Source organism: Actinoplanes sp. DH11 (assembly GCF_020873875.1).
Classification (GTDB): Bacteria; Actinomycetota; Actinomycetes; order Mycobacteriales; family Micromonosporaceae; genus Actinoplanes.
The window spans coordinates 42,127-48,837 of record NZ_JAHWGU010000046.1; the positions used below are offsets into that span (position 1 = coordinate 42,127).

Annotated in this window: 3 protein-coding genes and 1 pseudogene; all 4 read left to right on the top strand. The window is 74.0% G+C overall.

Translation table 11 applies throughout. The annotated features are described in order from the left end of the window. The first annotated feature begins 546 nt into the window (after nt 1–546). Nucleotides 547–1,560, top strand: a complete 1,014-nt coding sequence (locus LPA41_RS38865; RefSeq protein ID WP_229076502.1) for a ComEA family DNA-binding protein — start codon at nt 547–549, stop codon at nt 1,558–1,560. Beyond that, nucleotides 1,557–3,926 carry a ComEC/Rec2 family competence protein gene (locus LPA41_RS38870; RefSeq protein ID WP_229076503.1) on the top strand — a complete coding sequence of 790 codons (2,370 nt, stop codon included), beginning with the start codon at nt 1,557–1,559 and terminating at the stop codon, nt 3,924–3,926. Before LPA41_RS38865 ends, LPA41_RS38870 begins: the two co-directional genes overlap by 4 nt. 284 nt (nt 3,927–4,210) lie before the next feature. Further along, nucleotides 4,211–5,242: a DNA polymerase III subunit delta gene (holA, locus tag LPA41_RS38875; protein ID WP_255691598.1), complete on the top strand. Its 1,032-nt coding sequence runs from the start codon at nt 4,211–4,213 to the stop codon at nt 5,240–5,242. Continuing rightward, a pseudogene (locus tag LPA41_RS38880) lies at nt 5,239–5,484 on the top strand (hypothetical protein); the annotation flags it as partial. The gene holA and the pseudogene LPA41_RS38880, both read left to right, overlap by 4 nt. Between the last annotated feature and the right edge of the window lie 1,227 nt (nt 5,485–6,711).

The window sequence follows — 6,711 nt, forward strand, 5'->3', positions numbered from 1 at the left end:
GGTTCCGTCGGCCCCCGGGAGTTGTCCACAACGCCAGGTTGTCCACAGGGGTGCGGGCGGGCGGCTCGTGAAGTTCCTAAGTTTCCGGCTGTGCGAGAGGCGAAGGATAGCGGTGACGTCGTCACGGCGCGGCTCCGGGCCGTGCTGCGACCGGGTCCGGCACCACGGCCAGCAGCCGAAACCGGGCCGCTGAGCTGGTCGGACATCATCCCGAGTTGGGCGGAGGAAGACCTTCCACGGTCCGTTCCCCCTTTCGGGGCGTCGTCCGCCGGTGGCGAGCCGGAGGCGGGCGACGGGCCAGGCGACGGCTCACGAAGCTTTCCGCGGGGGACGGCCTGGGCGGGCGGATCCGGCCCAGGCCCTTTGCCCGACCCTGAGCCGGTCGCCCGGCCCGGTGCCGAGGTGGTTGCGCCGCCTGGTTCTGTGGCCGTTGCACCCCCTGGTTCTGTGGCGGGTTCGGCGTGGGAGGACGCTCGGGGCTATCCGTGGGACGAGGCGTTCGCCCGGACCGCCGCCCCGCCGGGTCCATCGACTGATGTGCCGTATTTGTCCGGTGCTTACGCGGCCGGCGCCGGGGCGGTGGTCGAACGCGACATAGACACCTATGTCTGGCAGGACATGCGCGACGTGCCGCAGCCTTCCAGCGGTCCGTCTCCGCGTTCCCTCACGCGGCCTGCTGGGCGCTCCGCTGCGCGGCCTTCCGGGTCCTCCGCTGCGCGGCCTTCCGATGGGGCTGCCGCGTCGCCTTCGGACAGCGCGGACGGCGGCGGTGAGTCGGCCGGAGCGGCCGGAGCCGCCGGGGCGGCCGGGGCGGCCGGGGACGGCGGTGGGGTCGGCGCTGTCCGCGGGGACGAGCCGTCGCTCGGTGGTGTCGGTGCGTTCGGTGGGGATGAGCCGTCGCTCGGTGGGGCCGGCGCGTTCGGCGGGGAGAAGCGGTCCTGGGCGCAGGCCTTCGACCCCGGCCGGCCCGGTGTGCGGGCGCTGGCTGCGGTGGCCGTGCTTGTCGTCCTGGTCGCCGCGTTCCTGGCCTGGCGGGCCCGGCCCCGGGTGGAACCGATCGAGACCACGGTCGACGTGCCGGCGGTCGGCACGATCAGCCCGAGCGACGCGCCGAGCGGAACCGTCTCGGAGGTGGTCGTCGCGGTCGGTGGCAAAGTGCGCAAACCCGGCCTCGTCCGCCTTCCGCTCGGCGCCCGGGTGGCCGACGCGCTCGCCGCGGCCGGTGGCGCCCAGCCCGGCGTGGACGTGGCGGCGCTCAACCTGGCCCGGCGGGTCGCCGACGGCGAACTCATCATGGTCGGTGTCCCGCCGCCGCCCGGCACAGTGACGGTGCCCGGCGCCTCGCCGCCGGCCGCCGCGCCGGGAGCGCTGCTCAACCTGAACACGGCGGAGCTGCGCGACCTGGACGAGCTGCCCGGCGTCGGCCCGGTGCTGGCCCAGCGGATCCTGGACGCGCGGGACCAGCAGGGCGGGTTCCGGGCGGTCGGGGATCTGCGCAAGGTCGACGGCATCGGCGACGCCCGGTACGAGCAGCTCAAAGACCTGGTGACGGTCGGATGAGCGGGGACCGGCTGCCCGACCTGCGTCTGGCCGGCTTCACCCTCGGCATCTGGTTCGCCTCCCTCGCGGGGCTGTACCTGTCCGCGCGTACCGGCCTCCTGATCGGCGCCGCCGGCCTGATCACCGGCGGTCTTCTGCTCCTGCTGCGCCCCGCGGCCGCACCGCCGCGCCGCCCGGTGTCCGTTCGGCCGTGGATGCGACGGGTGCGGTGGATCGCGGTGACGGTCGTGCTCGGCGTGGGGTGCGGGGCCGTCTCCACGGCGGCGCGGCTGTCCGTGCGGGAGGCCCCGGAACTGGCGGCGCTCGTCCGGGACGGCGTGTCCGCCGAGGTGGAGCTCGTGGTCCGGGACGATCCGCGGCTGCTGCCCCGGGGGTCGGGGCCGCCCACCTATCTGGTCGCGGTCGAGTTGCGTACCGTGCGGGCTGACGAAGCCGCACCGATCCGCCTGGCCGCCCGCGCGCTGGTCCTCGGCGCCGACCCCGGATGGCGTGGCCTGTTGCCCGGGCAGCGGGTGATCACTACCGGCCGGCTGCTGGAGCCGCGGCCCGGTGATCTGCGTGCGGCGGTGATCTCGGCGCGCAAGCCGCCGCGGCTGGTCGGGCGGCCGTCGTGGGCGCAGCGCGGCGCCGGTGTGCTGCGGGCCGGGCTGCAGCGGGCGTGCGAACCGCTGCCGGATGACTCCGGCGGCCTCCTCCCAGGCCTGGTGGTCGGCGACACGAGCCGGCTCGATCCGGCCCTGGAGGAGGACTTCCGGGCGACCGGAATGACCCATTTGACGGCGGTTTCGGGTACGAACGTCGCGATCCTGCTCGGTGTCGTGCTCTTCCTGGTGCGCCGGGCCCGGGCCGGTCCGGTGCTCTCGGCAGCGGTGTGCGCCGTCGCGCTCGCCGGCTTCGTCATCCTCGCCCGGCCCTCGCCGAGCGTCGTCCGGGCCGGGGCGATGGGCGCCGTCGGGTTGCTCGCCCTGGCCGGCGGCCGGCATCGAGCCGCGGTGCCGGCGCTCGCCGCTGCGGCCGCCGTCCTTCTCGTCGCCGACCCGGAACTCGCCGGCGACGCCGGGTTCGCCCTCTCCGTGCTCGCCACGTCGGGGCTGCTCCTGCTCGCCCCGTCCTGGCGGGACGGCCTGCGACGGCGGGGCTGGCCGGCCGGCGCCGCGGAGGCCCTCGCCGTGCCGGCGGCCGCCCAGGTGGCCTGCGGCCCGGTGGTCGCGGCCCTGTCCGGGACGGTCAGCCTGATCGCGGTGCCGGCCAACCTGCTAGCCGTGCCGGCGATCGCCCCCGCGACACTGCTGGGTGTCGCGGCGGCCGTGATCTCGCCGTTCTGGCCGGCCGGCGCGGAGTTCCTCGCCTGGATCGGGCACTGGCCCACCGCGTGGCTGGTCGTGGTGGCGCACAGCGGCGCACGGGTGCCGGCGGGTGCGGTGCCCTGGCCGGACGGTACGGCCGGCGGCCTGCTGCTGGCGGCACTCACGGTGGCGTTCCTGTTCGCGGCGCGACGGGCGGTGGTCCGGCGGCTCGCCACAATCGTCGCGCTGGGGGCGATGCTGGGCGCTCTGCCCGTACGCCTGCTCGCCTCGGGCTGGCCGCCACCGCAATGGCTGGTCGTGGCGTGCGCCGTCGGTCAGGGCGACGCGGTCGTGCTGCCGGCCGGCGCGGGGCGGGCGGTGGTGGTCGACGCCGGGCCGGAACCGGACGCGGTGGACCGCTGCCTGCGGCGGCTCGGTGTGCGGGAGGTGGTGCTGTTCGCCGTCAGCCACTTCCACGCCGACCACATCGGCGGGGTGGACGGGGTGTTCCGCGGCCGGCGGGTGGCGTCGGTGATCGGGCCGGACTGGCCGGAACCGGTGGCCGGGCGCGCGACGGTGGAGAGCGCGGCCGGAGCCGGCGGGGTCGCGGTGCGTACCGTCCGGCCCGGCTGGGTGTGGACCGTGGGCGACCTGCGGCTGGAGGTGGTGGGGCCGGGTGAGCCGCTGCGCGGGACCAACTCCGATCCGAACAACAACTCGCTCATCCTGCGGGCCGTGGTCGGCGGGCGCAGCGTGCTGCTGCTCGGTGACGCGGAGACCGAGCAGCAGGATGACCTGGTGAGCCGGATCGGTGCGGCCGGGCTGCGGGCGGACGTGCTGAAGGTGGCGCATCACGGCAGCGCACTCCAGTCGCCGGAACTGCTGGACGCCGTGGACCCGGCGGTGGCCCTGGTGTCGGCCGGCCGGGACAACGATTACGGGCATCCGAACGGCGCGCTGCTGAACCGGCTGGCTCGAGGCGGTGCGCGCATCCTGCGTACCGATGAGTCGGGTGACATCGCCGCCGTGGCCGCAGCGGACGGGCTGGCTGTCGCGGCTCGCGGCGAACCGCCCGCTTGAGGGACGTGGTGGCTCGCGGCGAACCGCCCGCGTGAGGGGGCGCGTGGTGGCTCGCGGAGAACCACCCGCGTCTCTCACAGGGATGCCGGTTGTGTGTCCCTTTTGGGGCGACACGCCCGGATCGGGGACCCGACTTGGTGGACATTGCGGGTGACAATGCTCAATAACGGACGAAACGCCACCGTAGCGGTAGGGGCCGATTCGGCCTGGGCAGCCGACTCTACGAGCGGCGGGGCATCTTCGTCCACCGATATGTCGGGTTTCGCGTTCGGTGATCGGCGTCCATGCGCGAAGGAGTGAGCCGCGCGGAATTGTCGGTGCAGCGTGCGACGATATTGAGCGTGAATGCCGCGCCACCCGCCCCTTTGCTGCTCGTCCACGGTGATGAGGAGCTGCTCGCCGCCCGCGCCATCGCCGGCGCGGTCGAGGCCGCCCGTGCTGCCGACCCCGGCGCCGACGTCCGGGAATACGAGGCGGGTTCGCTCGTCGCGGGCGAGGTGGCCGAGATGCTGAGCCCGTCGCTCTTCGGCGGGCGGCGCGTGCTCGTGATCAGAAGCGGTCAGGATGCGCGCAAGGATCTGACTGCCGCGCTGCTGGCCTACGCGAAGAACCCCGACCCGGACGTGACGCTGATCGTCGCGCATGTGGGCGGGGCCAAGGGCAAGGCCTTCGCCGACGGCCTTCGTGCCGCGGGCGCCGAGGTCATCCCGGCCGCCAAACTGAAAGGCGATCGCGAGCGGATCGCCTTCGTCCGTGACGAGTTCCGGCGCAACGGTGTCCGCTGCGACGAGGCGGCCGCGTCCGCGCTGCTCGCCTCGGTCGGCAACGACCTGCGGGAGATCGCGGCCGCCTGCTCGCAGCTGCTCGCCGACACCGACGGCAAGATCACTGAGGCGGTGGTGGCGCGTTACTACAAGGGCCGCGCCGAGGTCAGCGGGTTCACGGTGGCCGACGCCGCGATGGTCGGTGACCTGCCCGGCGCGCTCGAGGCGCTCCGCTGGGCGCTGCACGTCGGTGTCGACCCGGTGCCGATCGCGGACGCCCTGGCCGACGGCGTGCGGACGGTGGCGCGGGTGGCTTCGGCCGGCCGCGGCAATCCCTACCAGCTGGCCAGCACCCTCGGCATGCCGGCCTGGAAGATCCAGCGGGCGCAGGAGCGCAGCCGCGGCTGGACACCGGACGGTCTGATCGACGCGATGCGCGCCGCGGCCGACTGCAACGCGGCGGTCAAGGGCGGCGCCGAGGACCGTGGCTACGCGCTCGAGCAGGCGGTCTTCGCGGTGGCGGCGGCCCGGCGGAACGGTGGTGCCCGATGACCCGGACGGTGAGATCGCGTCGCGCCGAGATTGCGAACCAGCCGCTGTATTCGCGAGCGTTACGCCTGCGGCACCTCGCCCCGAGCGGCCTGCTCTGCTTCGTCTTCCTCGAGGGCGCCGTGGTCCTCGGCATCCTGCTCGCCCTGGCCGAGCTGGTCAGCTGGTGGGGCGTGCTCGTCCTGCCGATCACCGTCGCCTTCATGGTCAAGTTCAACGACCTCATCGCCGGCGCGCTCACCCAGCAGCCGGTCACCACCGAGCCGACCACGGCCCGCGCCCCGGTCCTGCGCCCGGCCGCGATGTCCGGCTCGGAAGGGCAGACCGCCGTCATTCAAGCGGTCACCGACGCCCCGGCGGTCGAGCACCGGATGACCGGCCCCGGCTTCGGTTTCGCCCCCGCCGGTTCGGCCCGGGATGGCGCGGTGTTCGGGTTCCCCGGCTCCGAGCAGCGGAGCTATGAGCAGCGGGGCTCCGAGCAGCGGGGCTCCGAGCAGCGGGGCTATGAGCAGCAGGGCTATGAGCGGTCGGGCTACGAGCATCAGGGCTACGAGCGGCAAGCTTACGAGCAGCAAGGCTACGAGCTGCGGAGTTACGAGCAATCGGGACACGAGCCATCCGGATACGAGCAGCCGGGACACGAGCGATTCGGGTACGAGCAGCCGGGAGACGGACGAACCGGATACGAGCAGCCGGGATTTGAGCAACAGGGTTACCAGCGGCCGGGGTACGAGCAGTCGGGGTACCAGCAGTCGGGGTACCAGCAGTCGGGGTACCAGCAGGCGGGATACGAGCAGTCCGGGTTCGAGCGGGCCGGCGCCCAGTTCCGGCTCGCCGCGCCGGAGGAGTCCGAGTTCCCGGCGGCGGGTCAGGCCTTCGGCGCGGCGCAGCCCGAGTTCGGCAACGCCGGCGCCGGGTTCGCGACGGCGGGCATCGACCAGAGCGGTTACGTGTCGAACTCGGTGTTCACGCACTCGGGCCAGGGCGGATCCAACACTCCGGCACGGTCCGGCTTCAGCGATGCGGGCGAATTCACCGACGCCGGCTCGGGGCAGGGCGGCGCGGTCTTCGGATTGTCCGGTGCCGGGCACGGTGGTTTCGGTTACGCCGGCGGCAACGAGAGCCATGGAAGCCGCGGCCATGCGGCGGGTCAGCACGGTTATGGTCCGGTGCAGCCGAGCTACGGCTACCCGGTCGACGACGCCGGTCGGCCCGGCATCCCCGCCACGAACGCGCCGGTGCGGCGTCAATGGGTGGACGAGCTCGATGTGCGTCAGCAGATGGCCAGGCAATCAGCGGTACGTCGCTACGAGTAACACTCACGATGTGAGGTGAGCCCGGACGTCTGCGCAAGGCCGTCCGGGCTCCTCACTTCCCACGCCAGTTCGGTGCCCGATGCCCGCCCGCCTGCCCCCCCCAGCCCCCCCCCCCAGCCCAGCCCCAGCCCCGCCCCCCCCCCCCCCCCCCCCCAA